At 40.6% G+C, this 17,081-nt stretch carries 11 protein-coding genes and 3 pseudogenes; 13 read left to right on the forward strand and 1 reads right to left on the reverse strand.

The window, feature by feature from the left end:
* A pseudogene (locus tag TQ39_RS21330) lies at positions 1-530 on the forward strand (recombinase family protein); the annotation flags it as partial.
* Positions 531-860: 330 nt separating this feature from the next.
* Positions 861-1,928 (forward strand): PDDEXK nuclease domain-containing protein, encoded by a 1,068-nt coding sequence (locus tag TQ39_RS18355; protein ID WP_050006613.1) that lies wholly within the window; start codon positions 861-863, stop codon positions 1,926-1,928.
* A gap of 176 nt (positions 1,929-2,104) precedes the next feature.
* Here TQ39_RS18355 and TQ39_RS18360 read toward each other — a convergent pair.
* A pseudogene (locus tag TQ39_RS18360) lies at positions 2,105-3,069 on the reverse strand (IS5 family transposase).
* Between the two features lie 580 nt (positions 3,070-3,649).
* Between TQ39_RS18360 and TQ39_RS18365 the strand changes: the two are divergent.
* From TQ39_RS18365 to TQ39_RS21115, 11 genes and pseudogenes are all read left to right on the forward strand, one after another.
* Positions 3,650-6,421, forward strand: coding sequence for a sensor histidine kinase (locus tag TQ39_RS18365; RefSeq protein WP_050006614.1), 2,772 nt, complete (start codon positions 3,650-3,652; stop codon positions 6,419-6,421).
* Positions 6,418-7,932 carry a response regulator gene (locus TQ39_RS18370; protein WP_050006615.1) on the forward strand — a complete coding sequence of 505 codons (1,515 nt, stop codon included), beginning with the start codon at positions 6,418-6,420 and terminating at the stop codon, positions 7,930-7,932. Before TQ39_RS18365 ends, TQ39_RS18370 begins: the two co-directional genes overlap by 4 nt.
* A gap of 346 nt (positions 7,933-8,278) precedes the next feature.
* Positions 8,279-9,838 carry an extracellular solute-binding protein gene (locus tag TQ39_RS18375; protein WP_050006616.1) on the forward strand — a complete coding sequence of 520 codons (1,560 nt, stop codon included), beginning with the start codon at positions 8,279-8,281 and terminating at the stop codon, positions 9,836-9,838.
* A gap of 27 nt (positions 9,839-9,865) precedes the next feature.
* Positions 9,866-10,804, forward strand: a complete 939-nt coding sequence (locus TQ39_RS18380) for an ABC transporter permease (protein ID WP_050006617.1) — start codon at positions 9,866-9,868, stop codon at positions 10,802-10,804.
* Positions 10,805-10,821: 17 nt separating this feature from the next.
* Entirely contained in the window at positions 10,822-11,676 is an 855-nt protein-coding gene (locus tag TQ39_RS18385) for a carbohydrate ABC transporter permease (protein WP_050006618.1), read from the forward strand.
* A gap of 52 nt (positions 11,677-11,728) precedes the next feature.
* Positions 11,729-12,688 (forward strand): DUF4838 domain-containing protein, encoded by a 960-nt coding sequence (locus tag TQ39_RS18390; RefSeq protein ID WP_050006619.1) that lies wholly within the window; start codon positions 11,729-11,731, stop codon positions 12,686-12,688.
* 119 nt (positions 12,689-12,807) lie between these two features.
* Complete coding sequence (locus TQ39_RS18395; protein ID WP_050006620.1) at positions 12,808-13,764, forward strand: aldose 1-epimerase; 957 nt, start codon at positions 12,808-12,810, stop codon at positions 13,762-13,764.
* Positions 13,765-14,251: 487 nt separating this feature from the next.
* Complete coding sequence (locus TQ39_RS18400) at positions 14,252-14,887, forward strand: hypothetical protein (RefSeq protein ID WP_194229686.1); 636 nt, start codon at positions 14,252-14,254, stop codon at positions 14,885-14,887.
* Positions 14,888-15,100: 213 nt separating this feature from the next.
* Positions 15,101-16,099: a virulence RhuM family protein gene (locus tag TQ39_RS18405; RefSeq protein ID WP_050006621.1), complete on the forward strand. Its 999-nt coding sequence runs from the start codon at positions 15,101-15,103 to the stop codon at positions 16,097-16,099.
* Between the two features lie 471 nt (positions 16,100-16,570).
* Positions 16,571-16,753: an antitoxin VbhA family protein gene (locus TQ39_RS18410; protein WP_050006622.1), complete on the forward strand. Its 183-nt coding sequence runs from the start codon at positions 16,571-16,573 to the stop codon at positions 16,751-16,753.
* Between the two features lie 71 nt (positions 16,754-16,824).
* Positions 16,825-17,081: pseudogene (locus tag TQ39_RS21115) on the forward strand (Fic/DOC family protein); the annotation flags it as partial.

A 17,081-nucleotide genomic window follows, 5' to 3' on the forward strand; every position in this document is an offset into this window, starting at 1 on the left:
AAATCGTGGAGGGAATCGCCAAAGACATTTTTGCCATGATATCCCGCATGCCGAAAGACCCTACGATAGAGGCACAGCTGAAGAAAAATATCCAGAACAAAGAAAATCTGCTGCGTGAACTGGACGCAAAACTGCAGTCAGCCAAAAAGGAGCTGGAATTGTATGAAGCGCAGATCATAAAGTGCATTGAGGGCAAGAGCAAACTGTCAGAGGCCACACTCGCACGCATGATCAGCCGGGCAGAGGAGGCCGTTGCAGTATATGAAAAAGAAATCGAAAAAGCACGCCTGGACAAGCAGAACCAAAAAGATACCGCGGCGCAGATCGAGGATTTTTACAAGGAATTCAAGGGCTGGGCGGATGAGTATGAATCAGCTGCGCTGGAACGCCGGAGAGTCATACTAAGTCAATTGTTCAGCCGCATTGAGATCGGCAGAGGATATGAAGTCAAGGTGGAGATCGCCATGAGCTACAAACAATTTTTGAATCTCTCAGAGAATTCGCAGACTGGCAACAGAACAGTAGCATAGAAAGACAACATTAAGTGGTAAACGATACACAGGCAGGCAAAAGCGCATGGTAGCATGCGCTTTTGCGTGTCCTGTGCGCATAGTGATTTGGAATTGAGGAAATGTGACATTCTGGTTGCCAAAAAAATATGGCTGTCGTATAATTGCCTTATTAAATACTACTTTCTAACTTTGGTATGCTGTAAAGAGTATCTGATACGAAGATGCGCTTGATCTTCCAGAAAGTTTGGCCAGAGCATGTACAGCTATAGTAGATACTGCTTTTGAAAAAGTCTTGATGTGACAGGAAAAGCAAGTTAAAATATAATTATTATGGGAAATTGAGGTAATATGATGGAAAATCATTTGACGCCATACCAATCAGTTATAATAGAAATTAAAAGCATTATTTCTTCTGGTCAAGAAGCAGCCTATAGTGCTTCCAGTAAAGCAATGCTGCTTACTTATTGGAATATTGGCAAACGAATTGTAGAGCAGGAATTGGGGAGCAACGAACGTGCAGAGTACGGCAAAGGTTTAATTTCTGTATTGGCAGATGATTTGACAAAAGAATTCGGCAAAAATTATTCCAAAAGAAATTTGCATTATTATATCAAGTTTTATCAGTGTTTTCCTGATGAGCAGATTGTGAACGCATGCGTTCACAATCTTAATTGGACGCATATTCGAAGTCTTCTTCGTGTCCAGGATGAAAATGCACGATATTGGTATATGAAAGAGGCAGTTGATGAGAACTGGAGTTCAAGAACCTTGGATCGCAATATCAGTACGCAATATTATCATAGACTTCTTCAAACCCCGGAAAAGGGTGCTGTAATTGAAGAAATGAAGCGGAAAACCGCAGAATTTCAAAAAAATCAATTCGAACTAATCAAAAGCCCAGTGATTGCAGAATTCCTCGGATTCAAAAATGAGGACACTTGTTTAGAGGGAGATTTAGAATCTGCTATTCTTTCACATATTAGAGATTTTTTGATGGAGTTAGGCAGAGGATTTGCGTTCGTGGCTCGTCAGCAACATATTGTAACGGAAACTTCGGATTACTATTTGGATCTTGTTTTTTATAATATCGAACTTAAATGTTATGTACTTATTGATTTAAAGATGGGGAAGATCACACATCAAGACGTAGGTCAAATTGATATGTATGTGCGCATGTATGATGATTTAAAGCGAGGCCAAGGAGATAATCCCACCATTGGGATTTTGCTGTGTTCAGAAACTGATGAGGATATTGCCAGATATTCGGTACTTCATGATAATGATCGATTGTTTATGTCAAAATATCTTACTTATTTGCCTACGAAGGAGCAGCTGAAAGCAGAGATTGAGCGGCAGAAAGAAATTTTTTTCTTTCCAAAGTGGAGGAAAAGATGTTGTTGTAGATGTTTACAATGATTGTCCTGTAGATTCTCTTTCTCTTGAGCTGAAAAGAATCGGGGCGAAAGCATCAACAGAACAAAGCCGATTTTTAAGGCAACACCGCACAAGTGCCACAATCCGCATTACACAGCAAGTGCCACATAAAAGCTGTGGATAACCTCTGAATTTTTTGTCCGCAAAGGCGCACTGACTCAAGCCGCCAGGCAGGGCCTGTCAGCCAGAATCAGGTTTGCCAGCGCAAACATGATATTGAATTTGGCTTGCTGCTTTTCGAGTCCTCGGTATCGTGTCTTTCGGAAGCGCAGCTGCTTCTTGACGACGCCGAATACGTGCTCCACTTTTGCCCTGACAGAAGACTTCGCGTGCTCTGCTTTTTTGGCGGCGTACTGTCCACTCTTACTCAGTTTCTTTACCTGTGAAGGACGACGATTGATTTTGTACCTGATTTTGTGGCCTGACCTGTTCCTGACAATGGCATCTTCTCGCTTACCGGCTCCCAGATAGCCACTATCGCCATAGACAACAGCTTCTTCTCCGGTCAGCAGTTTCGATGCTTCCGAAACGTCATGCACATTTGCCGCAGTAGCTTTCACTGTATGAACCAGTCCGCTGTCCTTGTCCACGCCGATATGCGCCTTATATCCAAAGTGCCAGGTGTTGCCCTTCTTGACTTGATGGGCGTCCGGATCTCGCTGCTTTTCATGATTTTTTGTAGAGGATGGCGCTGCAATGATCGTGGAGTCCACAATGGTCCCTTTTTTGAGGATAAGTCCTCTTTGCTGCAAAAGCTCCACTACCTGGCGAAAAAGCTTCTCCTGCAGTCCATTGCGTATCAGCAGATTCCGAAAGCGGCCGAGGGTATCTCCATCCGGCACCTGGTTGCTGGAATCAACGCCGCAGAACTCCGAAAATGCGCGGCTGTCGATTGCCTCTGCCACCGTTGCCTCATCACTCAGGTCATAGAGATTTTGCAGCAGATACAGCCGCAGCATGGTCTCCAGAGGATAGGGTTTGTTGCCGCGCTCTCCTTTGTAATAGCACGGCTGAATCATGGCAAGCCATTCCTTCCACGGGACGATCCGTTCTATCTGGTCAAGAAATTCTTTTTCTTTGTCCGCACCTGTGCCAGTTCATCACTGAATGCAGAAATTGTCATCTGTTTATCCATAAACTCATTATATCATATTTGGCAGCATCCGCTGCCTTCTTCTGTGCGGTGTTGCCTTAAAATTAACTGCGCCTACAAACGGAAAGAACCTGAAGAGGTGGGGCGAATCAGCACAGCGCACGCATACAACAAGGCGATGAACCATTCACGAAACAAATCGCAGGGTAGGATGAAAAAGTGACGGCCAACAAGCCAATAAAAGAAAATGCTGTTCCAAATGGAGTAAAATTTACTGTTAAAGTAAGGTCATATAAATAATCCCATCATCAATGCTCAGAGTCAGACTTGGATGATATAGAATAATAAAATACACTCTTGGTTTGTTTTTTGCCTAAGCAATCCGCGAATTTCGGACTTTCCAAAGTGTCTTCGAACTTTTTGCAACCATCTTTTTAACTGAGGCAATTTTTAATAAAGAAAAAATGATACGCAGAAGTGTGCACTTGTATGATGTTAGCCAACATATTTCTTGAAATTGTGTGCAAATGGATAGCAACTAAAGTTGAAATAGCATAGAGAGATGCGATATACTAAAAACAAAATTTACAGTTTATGGTGAGAGGGAAATATGGTGTACGCCAAGTCTCAAAAGAAAGCTTATACATTAAAGAAAAGATTAATTTGCAGCAATGGTATTTTACTGCTGGTTTCTTTTTGTATTTTACTCTTTACGAGTTATTACACGATTCAAAAAATATATATTGGAAATGCTGTAAAAACTTATGCATCTCAGCTCAACAACATGAATATTCAGGTGCAATCTGCGTTCGAGAGAATAAAAATATTGACGGAAGAGGTTGCGCAAAATGATTTGTTGTTGCAAATAACAGAGCAATTGGAAGCAAATGAAAACAATGTTGGAGTGTCTAAAGAAATTATTACGAATTTGGCAATGTATTGTAACACAACTTCTCTTCCGTTAAAAATATATTTAAAAGTTGGAGGAGCGATTTTTAACGGGGTTGAAGTCTGCACAAAGGATGCGGAGTGCGCGCCCCATTCCCAAAATCGGTATTTGTACATAGAAAAAGAACAATTATTGTTGAAAGAATATGTGCAGCAAAAAGAAAAGGACACGGAAGGACAATGTTACTTTCAAGGTGCCTTAGAGTCGAACGGAGTGTTCCTTTTTGTGATGAATATAAGAAATTTAATAGACGAAAATTCGTTTTCGGCTTTTGAGGTGGAAGCAAACGGAAAGTCGCTCTATCGGCAGGGTGACGTGGAGAACATACCTGTTTTAATTACCCAATTAAAAGAAATTCGAGAAAACAACATAAGTGTGTTGAGTGGTATGTCTACAGACGGCCAGTGGTTGATTACGATGTACAGATCGGAAAGCAGTGGATTGCAGTATACGGCTTTTGTGAATATGAGACAAATTATCGTTCCGGTTTTATGGTGCACATTCAAATTGGGTATATTGTCTTTGTTGGTTATGGCATTATCTGTTCCGCTGTTTTACATAACGGCAACATTCACCTTAGAACCGATGAAAAAACTACTTGCCGCATTAGATGATGAAGAGGATTGCGAAAATAATTTATCCCGCTTTATTTTTGCAATTCGAGACCAAATATCGCTTCGCAGGAGAGTATATAGACATCATCTTCTGGTGCTGGTACCTTTGGCTGCTGTTTGTTTGTTTTCTATTTCGATATATAGAAATATTTTGATAGATCAGGAAAAAACATATTTTGAAAATGTGACACGGCAGACGGCAAAAAATATCCAAAGCGGAATTAGCTGGCATACGGATTCGGCTAAGCAACTGATACTTGACAGACAATTCAAAAATTTTATTGGAGAATTGAGCACGAAGGAACCGCAAAAAAAATTACAGGCAGAGCAAAAAATTACGGAGTATATTTATCAAAACCGTTATCAGTTTGCTCATACGTTGGCGGTAAATATCTATGATGCAAACGGATACCGCATCTATTCGTCCAATAAATCAATGGCGTTGGAAAACAGGATACCGCTGGATATCAAGGAAAAGCTAGATTCGGGAATATTTACAATGTTTGACAAACAAAGTATTTCTGTTATGACAGCGGATTTTTGGTTTCCTGTATTGGAAAATAAGGAACCAATAGGATACATATGCTTTGTAGTTGACGACCTTATTGATACTGCTTGGCTTGAAAGCAGTAGCATAATGGCCAAAAGCAAATCTTATTTATACGATCCTCACATCTGGAGCATATTTTATCCGAAGTTGAGTACGAATTTGGATCATTTGGCGGAGGGAATCTTGCAGGGAGGGTTGCTAAAAGAAAGTGAGGAATCCTATTTCATAAATCCGGAAACAAACGAGAGGCAGATAGCATTTTTAATAGCTGTTCCAGAGACCTCGTTCAGTCTGCTTTGCTTTGTTCCCGAAGCGGTATTAGGGAATGGCGTATCACAGCTTTGGATATATATTATTTTTATTTTTTGCGGGATGATTCTTATCGTCAGCATGATGAGCAGCAATTTCGCCGCGCGTTTAGCGAAACCAATTGCAGAGCTTCAAACAATATTCGAGGAAGCTTCAAATACATCGGATAAAGTGTACCTGCCGAATTTTTTAGATAATGAATTGAGCATGTTAGCCAATTCTTTTGTTGCGATGTTTCATCGGACAACCGCATTGCAGCAGTTGATAAGCGAACAGAAGCTAAAGGTTGAGCAAAGCGAAAAAAGGCGGACGCAGCTTGAGCTTATGGTATTAAAGGAACAATTAAATCCCCATTTTATTTCTAATTTGTTTGTCAGCATGAGGTTCATGCTGCGGGCGGGTAAGCTAAAAGAATTGGAAGATACAATAAAAACAACTGGCACTTTTTTGAGAGAGACCGCTATGCACCATGAGAAAGGGGTGACATTGCAAAAGGAAATAGATGTGATTTGTGGCTACGTAAAAATCCAAAACATTCGATTTAAGGACAGAATAAATTTTATATATGATATACCAAGTGAAATTGAAGAACAAGTGATTCCGCAATTTTTATTACAGCCACTTATTGAAAATGCCATAACCCATGCAATGCCTGCTGAGGGTCGGTTGCACATTAGTTTACATGCATCTATGCAGAATGAAAAAGTTTGTTTAAAGCTATGGAATGACGGAATTGGAATTTCGCTTTCCCAAATAAAAAAGTTGGAAAAGAACATGCAAGAGGGAATAACATATAACCATATTGGCCTTGTGAATACAAAAGAGAGAATACGTCTTTTTTATGGAAATACATATCAATTCAGCATACAGCGTCTGTCGGAAAATGAAACACTTGTCACGCTGTTGTTGCCGATATATCGGCTACCTGAAAATGGAGAAGAGAGGCCTAACGTTCAATGAAAAAATTGTATACAACCTTGATTGTAGAAGATGAAGATATCGTGCGCGAAGGTCTGATAGAAACCATTGAATGGGAGAAAATAGGCTTTTCTGTGACGGCTCAAGCGTCTGGAGGCCGAGAAGCGCTGCGAAAATTTCAAACAGAACCGACAGATGTGGTTTTAACAGATATCCGGATGCCAGAGTTTGACGGAATACAATTGTTAAAGGCGATTAAAGAGCAGCACATTGAAACGCAGGTGGTTTTTATAAGCAGTTATGCTGAATTTGAATATGCAAAGCAGGCAATTACTTATAAGGCGTTTTCTTACGTGATAAAAACTGAATTATTTGAAGATTTGGAAAAAGTACTGCATGAGTTGTATCTCTTTTTGGAAAAGCAGGAGTTTGAACGGGAACAGACAAGTTACCAAAAAAGAGCAATCGAAAGCCAATTTTTGTTCAAGGGGATTCAAACAGGAAACTGGGAGGAATTGCGGCTAAAAGGCATATGGCATCAGATGATTGTGATTTCGCAATACCCGGAAAAAAACATTACGCTCCCAATTGGATTTGAAGCTGATATACTGTGGGGAATAAGTGAGCGCGGAGATGCGGTTCTTTTGGTTTCTGCCGCCGACAAAGCAACATTAGAAAAATGCATACAGTCATTTGCGCAAGACTATTGTGCGAAGCATATTGGTATCATAACTGCTGGTAAATGCAAAGGGGAGTGCGGGGAAATCCAAAACTCGTATTATGAAGCGATGAAGATGCTGGACATAACATACAAATATCCTAGCGGCATTTATATGTACCAAACTGTAGAGAGCAGTTTAGAAAATTTTTGTCTTGAAAAAAGCTGGAGCATAGATCATATGGTTTTGTTGCTTACAGGCAGAAAAGAAGAGGAGTTTTTGCGGCAAGTAGAGCGATATATCCATTGTTGCATGAAGGCGCGGGGGATTTTTATACAAGAATGTAAGTTGCATCTGCTGGCCATTCTTTCAAGAATGGCAGACATATACGGTGGCTCAATGCAACAGCTATATTACTCCTCGTCGAAGCAGTTGATGACTTGCGATTGCTTTACAGTACTCTATGCTTTGATAAAAAAGATTGTGCGACAGGTTCTGGAGGCGCTAAACTGCGTCGAAAGTAATGATGAAATGCAGCAGATACTAAATTTTGTTCGGGCAAATTTTCGATCCGATATCCATCTGCAAGACGTTGCAGAGCGCTTTTTCCTCAGCGCCCCGTATTTATCAGCTCTGTTCAAAAAGAATGTTGGCATGACGTTTACAAGTTATCTTCGCGAGTGCCGTTTGAATTGGGCTGCGCACCTGTTAGAAACAACACGTTTCAGCATACAAAAGATAGCGTACGAAGTTGGATATACCGATGAGCGGTATTTTGCAGAGCTTTTCAATAAGACGTATAGAGCCTCGCCTTCTGAATATCGGGCGAAAATAGTTCAAAAAGGAGAAATGTTGACAAAAAATAATGGCGAGAGCCCTTTTGGGGGAATTTAACGCGATGCGCTTCTTGCGTCGTTTGAGGCCTTGACTATTAATAATCGATATACGGGAAGTAACAGTAAAAACAGTTTCAATACATAGCTAAAAAAATAGAAAGAGACACGCACTCCTGCCTCTGAAGAATGGTACATCCCCGTTTTGCAGAGATAGGGTACGTGTCTTATTTTATGTTTTGCACAAATTGTACTTATGTGTTATGTAAATTATACATAATTTCAGTTAAATGTGTAGCTTGTTTTGATTAAAAGTGTCTCGTTACATCCACCGGATAACTGGTGGTAAACTGATATTAAAGAAGTGCGCTTCATATTTTTTCGGTTTGAGTGAAAGGAGTTCAAGAATGAAACATCTAGGAAAGTCCATTTTGGCGTGTGCTTTATGTTTTGTGGTGGTGCTAAGTGGTTGTTCCGGTACAGTATCTTCTGAGACTGCGCAATCGATGTCAGTATCCCAGAGTACAGAAAATGTAGTGGCTCCGGGAAATTACGACGAACATTTTGATATTGATTTAATGTCATATTTCGTTATGGATGTATCGCCTGACGATGAGATTATTCAATATTTAAATGACAAATTCAATGTTACGATTAATCCGACAATCACGAACTGGGACAATTATGCATCTACATTGCAGATGAAGATCTCCGCGGGAGAAACACCGGATTGGTTTCGTGTGAACCTAGACAGTATGGTGCCGCAGTTGGTGGATGATGGCGTGGTTATCAACGTCAGTGATTATGCCAAGAACTACGGCTTTAAAAATATCCAAGCGACTTTGGAAAGTCCGTTGGCAAACCTGCTCGAGCGAGATGGTAGCTTCTATTGCGTTCCGGATTCTACGGGATATCTCACGTTTGGCATTTATGTCCGTAAAGACTGGATGGATGAACTTGGGCTTGAAGTGCCAACGACTTGGGAAGCGTACAAAGATGTATTAAAAGCATTCGCAGATGCGGATCTTGACGGAAAAGGTGCGACCCCACTTACCACTTATGGAGATGGTATTACCTCAGGTGTGCTAAACTTCTATTCTTGCTGGACGGGCTATAATACGTGGGGTTATCTCAATGATGAGCTTCAGTATTTTGCTACCGATCCCGCATATAAGGAATGCATCAAATACTGGGCTGATTTGTATGCAAATGGATTGATTGATCCGGAGCTTTTCAGCAACAGTTATGAAGACTGCATGACCAAGTTTGATACAGGGCGTGCGGGCATGTTGATGATGAATCAAGTGCAAATTTGGTGGGATGCCAACGAAAGCGCCATGAAAGAATATGACCCAAGCTCAGAGATGATGTCTTTTGTCCCAATTCCTGCTGGACCGGCGGGGTCGCACGTAAATCATGGTATCCCTTACGCAGCTAGTTCATATTTCTCTAGCGAAATGAGCGAGGCAAAGCGTATTCGCGTTCTTGAGATTATGGATTATCTTTTGAGCGACGAGGGGCGTGAGTTAACGTTATACGGTATTGAGGGAAAACATCACACTGTGGTAGATGGTCAAAAAGTTCAGAACGCAGATGTTGTGAACAAGGAATGGGGACAGAGCATTCATTTGATGGGTGAACTTGCCGATTTTGGCGCATCTCAAGACCTTACCACTTCGGAATGGGTACAGAGCTATGTGGATTGGCTGGACACGCCGGGCAATGCAGAATATAACTATGCGCAATATTTTAGCACAGATGAGACAGTAAAGCTTAGTACAAATATATTGGAAGTGTATCAATCCTATTTTGTATCATTTATTACCGGTGAGAAGGATGTGGATACAGAATGGAATGCTTACGTGGAAGCAATGAACAATGCAGGTGTTCCCGAGCTAACCAAGCTGACAGACGAATTTATTAAAGCGAATGGTTATGATGCGGACATGGTACATGTAACCCGTTAAAAAGAAAATCTTTAAAGAGGTGGGCTTATGACAAATTCGGTAAAAAGCACTTCTTTTTCAAAGCCTAGCCTTTGGCGCGAGATATCTCGCGCCAAAGGCTGGTATTTGTTTGTGCTGCCATTGTTGTTATTTCTTATAATTTTTCGATATTGGCCTTTATATTTTCTGCAGATTGCATTTCGTGATTTTCGTGTTACCCGGCCGTTGGAGAACAGTAATTGGGTTGGGTTCCAATATTTCCAAGAACTTTTTTCTACACCGGGTTTTTGGCAAGCGTTTTGCAATACGTTAATAATCAATTTATACAAGTTGTTGATTTGTTTTCCGCTTCCCATTGTACTAGCATTGTTGCTGATGGAGATAAAGAGCCAACGTATACGCAGACCAATTCAAACGATTCTCTATCTGCCGCATTTTATTTCGTGGGTGGTTGTAGCGAATATTCTTACAAATTTATTGGCATTTAATGGTGGAGCGATTAACAATTTAAGAGAACTTCTAGGTTTGCAACCGGTTATGTTTTTGGGCGCAAAGGAATATTTTCGCGGTATTCTTGTTGCTTCTGATTTGTGGAAGGAAGCTGGATGGAGCATGATTATCTATATTGCCGCCTTAGCGGGGATCGATCCGCAACTTTATGAGGCGGCGGATATAGATGGTGCAAATCGCTGGCAAAAGCTGGTGTACATCACCTTGAAAGAAATTATGCCCGTTGTGACAGTTATGCTCATTTTACGCGTGGGTGCTATCTTTGGAGGAAGCTTTGACCAAGTTCAAACTCTTCTAAATCCGCAGGTCCTGCCGGTAGGTGATACATTGGATACATTTGTCTATCGTGTAGGGATTGGTAACAGCCGATATAGTTATTCCACAGCGGCAGGATTATTCAATTCCGCCCTGTCGGCGTTGTTTTTATTTACAAGTGATCGTGTAGCAAAAAGGTTGGGCGGTCAGGGAGTATTTTGAAAGGGGAGAAAAATTTGATGAAGAGGAAAATTAGCATCTCCTTTTTTTCAATAGCGATTGCAATTTTGTTTGGATTGGCCTGCATACTTGCTATCTATCCTTTATGGCATGTCATTGTGGGATCACTGATATCTTATCCTGAATATATGCAGAAGGTGTTAATGCTGTGGCCAAATCGAATTACTTTTGAAAATTATCATTATGTTTTAGGGCAGGGAACGGTTCTACAGCCACTGGTGGTCACAATTTTTATCACCTGTGTGGGCACATTTGTTAATGTTTTCATGATAACATTAGCTGCTTATGGACTTTCCAAACGTTTTCCGGGTGTGAAGGCCATTTCAATTTTGATGATTGTTACAATGTTTTTGAGTGCGGGACTTATTCCAAGCTATATTTTATTTCGTCAGTTGGGAATATTAAACAGTGTATGGGTATATATCTTACCTGCTATGATTAACCCATTTTATGTAATCATTATGCGGACGTCTTTTCTTGACTTTCCCAGCGAACTTGAGGAAGCGGTAGCTATTGACGGGGCAGGTAAATTTGTTACATTTTTGCGTGTCGTATTGCCGCTTTCGAAGCCAACACTCGTAACAATCGGTCTTTTTACGGCGGTAGATTATTGGAACACTTTTCGGGAATCGGTATACTTTGTGACCGATTCGTCTAAAAAAACATTGCAGGATTTTCTTTATATGGTTATGAACAATACCAATATGGGGGCCATGGGGACAGGACAGGCCATTGTAACAGAAAATGTTAAGCTGGCGTATACGGCGCTTGCAATTATACCGATTTTGATGGTATATCCGGTTCTGCAAAATCATATGGCTTCAGGTATTATGGTGGGATCGGTCAAAGGTTGAATTTAAAACAAATTGCGTATTGGAAAGGTATTGAACCGAAAAGGAGATAACAATGAAAAGGACCACTCGTGGAATAATAATTTTTCCCAGTGAGCTGACGCGCAGAAGCGTTCGGCAAATTATCGAAAGCGGGTTAGATGCAGTTGGAATCCATGCGGCATTTACAGACAGTGGAAAAAACTGTGTGCAAAATCTGATAGATCTTTTAAAAAATGAAGAATTTAAGAAAAATCTACAGATGTTACGTTCAGCCGGAATCGTTGTGGAATATGAGCTGCACGCAATGGATTGGTTGCTTCCGCATACAGCTTTTGATCAACATCCAGAATGGTTTCGTATGAATGATGCGGGTGTTCGTAAAGCGGATTTCAACTTCTGTCCTTCCAATCAAGAAGCACTTACTTATGTAGAAGAGAAAGCGCAAGAATTGGCGAAATTACTTCCTTCACCCCAAAGTCATCGTTTCTACTTTTGGATAGATGATAACGGCGAATATTGCCATTGCCCACAGTGCCAAGGACTGAATGCATCGGATCAAGCGTTAATCGTTTACAATCACATTTTAAAAGGTATTCGTAAAAGTGATCCGCAAGGCAAGCAGTGCTATCTTGCGTATCAAAAGACAATTCAAGCGCCGCAGAGGATCAAACCAGATGCGGGGATTTTTTTGGAATATGCGCCGATTGATCGAATGTCTGGGCTTGCAATCAACGACTTGAGATGTGAAAAGAACATAGGGCAGAAAAACGCCTTAGGTGAACTTCTACGGGTGTTTGGCACCAAGGATTCTCAAGTGTTAGAATATTGGTTAGATCTTTCGCGCTTTTATGCTTGGAAGCCGCCCTTTGGGGAACTACCTTTTTATCCGCATGTTATTCGTCAGGATGCGGTGTTTTATCGTTCAATAGGGTTTGAGCGAATGACAAGTTTTGCCTGCCGTTTAATGGAAGACGAGTATATCAACTGCTATGGTGAAGCTCCCATAAAACAATATGTAGATCTTTTAGGGTAAAAGAAAATAATTAAAATCAGGATAATTTCATAGGCGAAATTTATAAGCATCACAGTAAATCGCACACCTGAAAATTATCGTTGATAGGGATTAAAAAGGACATGCAAGGGAGAAAATCCATGCCGGTAGAAGTTACTTCGTTTAATCAATTACCCGCAATACAGTTGCAAAATAATCATTATCAGGCCCTTATAGTACCACAAGTTGGAGCGAATATCGTACGATTTTTATGGAGGGATCAGACACAGGAAATCGCTATCTTTCGAGAGCCATCGTCTGTTGATGCGCTCCTTAAAGCTCCATTCGAATATGGTTCGCCTTTGCTTTTCCCGGCAAACCGTATACAACAGGCGCAGTTCTTGTACGACGGTCATACTTTTTACCTGCCGCAAAATCATACGAATGGTGATCACATCCACGGACTATTGTATGACGCTTCGTGGAGCGTAGAAAATATACAAAAAACTGTTGGTATGGTGAGCGTTTTGTTGAACGCTGTACAGGATGAACGTATAAGTAATTTCGCTACAGGTTTTCATTTTAAACGTGTTGTGTCGCTTTTAGATGTCGGACTTAAAGATGAATTTATTATAACAAACGACAGTGAATATACCCTTCCCTTTGGAATTGCCTATCATACGGCTTTAGCGGTTGAGCCTTCGTTGTTGTCATCTTATAAACTATATCTTCCAATCTTACACCGAGTGGAGGATGATGTAATTACAAGGTATCCAACAGGAAAGCTTCTGTCATTGAACCCCTATGAATGCGCTTTGGCTGATAAGGGCGTGGGCCTTATTAATTCTAATATAGATTACCTATACACAGCGCGACAAAACAACCCAGCAGTTTTATATTACCCAAATGGGAAAAAGCTGTCATATTACGTATGTTCGAAATATTGGTATTGGATATTAAATACACAAAAGCTAAAAAAAGGGCTTTTGACGGTTGAACCCCAGTCATGGCGCAGTAATATTTTATCTGAGCACAAGGGAATATGGGCACAGAACGGAGTCTTATTTAGTCGGCCACATACGACCATGAGTTTTCAATCTTTTTTTTCAATCAATTAAATTGCAAAAGTCGAATCAGCGTTCTGTGTCTTATTTTTAAATGTATTTCAGCAATTTTTCCGTCGGAGGCGGTGGTATTCTGGAAGTTCTTTGTCAACGTAGACAAGATACAAGAGAAAATTTAGCACACGAATTCGGTGTATCGCTCCGCACAATCAGCAATGACATTGATGAACTAACTATCACGTACATACCCTATTATAACGACACGAGGAAAATATGGCGGAGGCATAAGAGTACAAATTGCCGATGGACATAAAATGCTGTACGAAAAGATGGAGAGAGAATTCGGTGAAGTGCATGAAGAACTGGACGCGCTGAACAGCACACAAGCGGCTCAGGAGTTTGTGCTCACCCGGCGTCTAAAGCAAGTTTGATTTTAGGGGCTATAGAGCGTATGGCAACAGAATAAAGTCATAATAAAACAGCTGCACGGATTGGGTTCCCGTGCAGCTGTTTTGTTTTCTGACAGAAATGGAGAAACAATATGGAACAACGGGAAAATACATTTGCAATGAGCCATTGCTATGCAAAGGGCTTGAAAGTACGCCCCTGTGACGGCCAGCAGCTCTACAAGGCTGAAATCGTAGATGAGATCGTGGAGGGAATCGCCAAAGACATTTTTGCCATGATATCCCGCATGCCGAAAGACCCTACGATAGAGGCACAGCTGAAGAAAAATATCCAGAACAAAGAAAATCTGCTGCGTGAACTGGACGCAAAACTTCAGTCAGCCAAAAAGGAGCTGGAATTGTATGAAGCGCAGATCATAAAGTGCATTGAGGGCAAAAGCAAACTGTCAGAGGCCACACTCGCACGCATGATCAGCCGGGCGGAGGACTCTGTAGCAGTATATGAAAAAGAAATCGAAAAAGCACGTATGGACAAGCAGAACCAAAAAGATACCGCGGCGCAGATCGAGGATTTTTACAAGGAATTCAAGGGCTGGGCGGATGAGTATGAATCAGCTGCGCTGGAACGACGGAGAGTCATACTGAGCCAGTTGTTCAGCCGCATTGAGATTGGCAGAGGGTATGAGGTCAAGGTGGAGATTGCCATGAGCTACAAACAATTTTTGAACCTCTCGGAGAATACGCAGACTGGCAACAGAACAGTAGCATAGAAAGACGATATTAAGTGGTAAACGATACACAGGCAGGCGGAAGCGCATGGCTTGCATGTGCTTTTGCTTGTTCTGTTCGCATAGTGATTGGGATTTGAGGTAACGTGACATTCTGGTTGTCAAAAAAATATGGCTGCCGTATAATGTAATTGGTAGTAACTATGTTTGGTGGATTAAAAAATTTGTTTATATGTTGTGTATAAGGAGATTGCAATGGAAGAGAAACATGGAGAAATTCTAATATATCAGACGGAAAATGGGTTGACAGATATAGAGGTTAAAATGCAAGATGAAACCGTCTGGCTTACGCAACAGCAGCTTGTGGAGCTGTATCAATCCAGTAAATCAAATGTCAGCGAACATATTAAGCATATTTTTGAAGAGGGAGAACTTGATGAAGAAGCAGTTGTTCGGAAATTCCGAACAACTGCTTCGGATGGAAAAAAATATAATACTACTTATTACAATTTGGACATGATAATTTCACTAGGGTATAGAATAAAATCTTCTATTGCCACAAAATTTAGACGTTGGGCTACTGAGCGTTTAAAGGAATACATGATAAAGGGGTTTACTATAGACGATGAACGATTAAAGGGAAATGGAGGCGGTAACTACTGGAAAGAGTTACTTGATCGGATTAGAGATATTCGTTCATCGGAAAAAGTGCTATATCGTCAAGTTTTAGATTTGTATGCAACAAGTGTGGATTATGATCCACGCAGTGAACAGTCTATTTTGTTTTTCAAAATTGTACAAAATAAATTGCATTATGCAGCTCATGGACACACTGCAGCTGAGATAATATATGAACGCGCGGATGCAGAAAAACCTTTTATGGGATTGACATCGTTTAGAGGTGAGCTGCCTGCACTTAAAGACATTGGAATTGCGAAGAATTATTTAAATGAGAGTGAACTTAAAGTGTTGAATAATCTTGTGTCTGGTTATTTTGATTTGGCAGAGATTAATGCAATTGAGCATAAGCCAATGTATATGAACGATTATGTAGAGCAGTTAGACGCAATTCTCTCATCTAATAGCAGAAAATTATTAACTGGTTTTGGCACAATCAGTCATGATAAAGCAATGAAAAAGGCCAAAGAAGAGTATAAAAAATATCAAGAACTCACACTATCGCCAGTGGAACAGGCATATATGGATACGATTAAAGATGCCAATAAGCTTGCAAAGAACGGAATGAAAAAATGAGCCGTTTTTTTCGGCACCTGTTTTAAAACCACCAAAGTAACCAAACAAAGATACAAACAAGACAGATAGCGTCATTAAATGAATATTCGCATTTGGAATAATGTATAAAACTTGCAATCGTATTTATGCAATTTAATTGAATTGGAGTAGGACGAGAAGTCCTTACTTTTTCAATTTTAGAGCTGCTAAAAATAATTTTGATACGAAGCTGCAAAGAGGTAAACGATACATAAGGCGAGCGGAAACGCATGATATACATGTGCTTTTGCTTGTTCTGCACACATAGAGCCTTGGCAATGTTGGAGACTTTCTAAATGTGCGCAAGCAAGATATTTAGGGCATCTTCTCGTAAAAATATTAAGACGTACCATGCATGTAGAAATTCTAGTTAGAACTTCGTCTTTATGTAGAATTTTTCGATTGCTAAAAAAATATGCATGGCGTATAATATCTGTGAAGGAGCGCGATGTTATGGAGCGTATTCAAAAAAGAAAAAATGCTGTCGCTTTTGCATATGCCATTAATTCTATCGAGGGCGTTCCGCCTTCTCCGATAGCGAGACGTTTGTCTGACCAGTGGCAACAAGAAGAAATTTCTTCTACGGAAATGGTGAGAGCATTGGTTGAACATTATAGTGCATTGGGCAGAAAATGAGGAAGCAAGATCCATATTGCTATCCAGAGACTTCTGTTCTCAAAAACAAATTTAATATACGAGAAGTGTCTTTGCTTGAAAAAGCGGAAGCGGATTTGTCACGCGCTAAAATGTCTATTCTATATGAATCTCCTGTGGACAAGTTTGATGCGCAATCCTTTTTGAGAGTACATGAGTTCTTATTTGAAGAAGTATATGATTGGGCCGGACAGTTGCGGACGATCAATATTTCCAAGACGGAAGAAGTGCTTGGAGGAAAGAGTATTTGGTACGAGGACGCGCTTGATCTTCCAGAAAGCTTGGACAGAGCATGTACAGCTATGGTTTA

Source organism: Ruthenibacterium lactatiformans (genome assembly GCF_000949455.1).
In the GTDB taxonomy this organism is placed as follows: domain Bacteria; phylum Bacillota; class Clostridia; order Oscillospirales; family Ruminococcaceae; genus Ruthenibacterium; species Ruthenibacterium lactatiformans.